General features: G+C 39.8%; 1 protein-coding gene and 1 pseudogene. Both read right to left on the minus strand.

The genetic code is table 11. The features are described from left to right. Positions 1–230, minus strand: a pseudogene (locus ACR2F7_RS01425) (glycosyl transferase); the annotation flags it as partial. A 165-nt stretch (positions 231–395) separates the two neighbouring features. Next, positions 396–1,934: AAA family ATPase (locus ACR2F7_RS01430; RefSeq protein WP_432711829.1), on the minus strand; the 1,539-nt coding region annotated here is incomplete at its 5' end.

Consider the following 1,934-nt stretch of genomic DNA (forward strand, 5'->3'; position numbering starts at 1 on the left):
ATATAATCAGCACCTCGAATATAATCTTTCTGGTTTTCTTGTCTGATTACATATTTTACTTCCTTAGGGTATTTATAGGCGTCAAGATGTTCGGCGTCACTCATGGCAACGACAAAACTTTCATTAGACACTGTATTTTTGTCATAACCGATAGCATTCAGCAAATTATGATTGAAGGTGGCAATACCACATTCACGAGGAGGATACGTAGATATATAGGCTATTTTCATAATAACAAAGTGTGCCTAGTAAACAATTTATGGCTTAAATTGTTCAGCAAGCCGCAGTATGTTCAGGATTTTATTGCCTTCAAATAAAATAAGGCAGACTAAATATAGCCTGCCTTATTGTTTATCAGTGTTTTACGATTTTATTTTCGGTAAATTGAATTGTAATCAGGATGCAATTTCTGGTGCTGCATTTAAAAACACAAACTTATGGTCGAACATATCCAGCTTAATTTTACTGTCTTTATCAACTTTACCAGCAAGTATTTCCTTCGACAATTCATTGAGAATTCGTTTTTGGATAACACGTTTTAATGGCCTTGCACCAAATTGAGGATCATAACCTAATTCTGCTAACCAGTCCAATGCGTCTGAAGTGGCTTCAATTTCAATCCCCATATCAGCAAGGGTATTTTGAACCTGGTGAAACTGTAGTTCTACAATGTTTCTGAGTTCGCTGCGGTTTAAAGGTGTAAACATAATCAGCTCATCAATACGGTTCAAGAACTCTGGTCGGATGGTTTGTTTTAAAAGTTCGAATAACTCATTTTTAGTTTTGGCAATTACCTCATCACGGTTATCTTCATTAAGACCTTTAAAGTTGTCCATGATCAAGTGAGAGCCAATATTAGAGGTCATGATGATAATAGTATTTTTAAAATTCACCACTCTACCTTTATTATCTGTTAAACGACCGTCGTCAAGCACTTGCAGAAGGATATTGAACACATCAGGGTGTGCTTTTTCAATCTCATCAAGCAAGACCACCGAATAAGGTTTGCGACGTACGGCCTCTGTTAATTGTCCGCCTTCATCATAACCTACATAACCTGGAGGCGCACCTATCAAACGGGAGACCGAATGGCGTTCCTGGTATTCACTCATGTCAATTCTGGTCATGGAATTTTCATCATTGAAAAGGAATTCCGCAAGGGCTTTTGCCAATTCTGTTTTTCCTACACCCGTAGTACCTAAGAAAATAAATGAGCCTATCGGCTTACGTTTATCCTGCAAACCGGCACGAGAACGTCTAATAGCATCAGAAATGGCTTCAATAGCTTCATTTTGTCCTGCCACACGTTTATGCAGCTGATCTTCCAGGTGCAGCAATTTCTCTCGCTCACTAGAGATCAACTTAGTTACTGGAATGCCAGTCCAACGGGCAACTACACCTGCAATATCATCAGAGGTCACCTCTTCTTTAAGCATGCGGCCTTCTTTTTGCTGACCTTCTAATTCTACTTTAAGTGTTTCTACCTTATCCTGCGCTTCTTTAATCTTTCCGTACCTAATTTCTGCCACCTTGCCATAATCGCCGGCACGTTCAGCCTGGTCGGCTTCTAGCTTGTAGTTTTCTATATCTTCCAGCAGGTTATTGATGCCATCTACCACATCTTTTTCGCCCTGCCATTTTGCTTTCAGCTCATCTCTTTCTGCAGAAAGGTTAGCTATTTCTTCACCCAGGCTTTGCACTTTACGGTCATCATTTTCTCTTTTGATGGCTTCCCGTTCAATCTCCAGCTGCATGATTTTACGGTTCAGTTCATCCACATTTTCCGGAACACTATCCATTTCCATTCTTAACTTCGAAGCGGCCTCATCCATTAAGTCGATGGCTTTATCAGGAAGAAAACGATCAGAAATATAACGTTGTGACAGCTCTACAGCAGCAATGATAGCCTCATCTTTGATCCTCACTTTATGGTG

Source organism: Pedobacter sp., from assembly GCF_045628745.1.
In the GTDB taxonomy this organism is placed as follows: domain Bacteria; phylum Bacteroidota; class Bacteroidia; order Sphingobacteriales; family Sphingobacteriaceae; genus Pedobacter.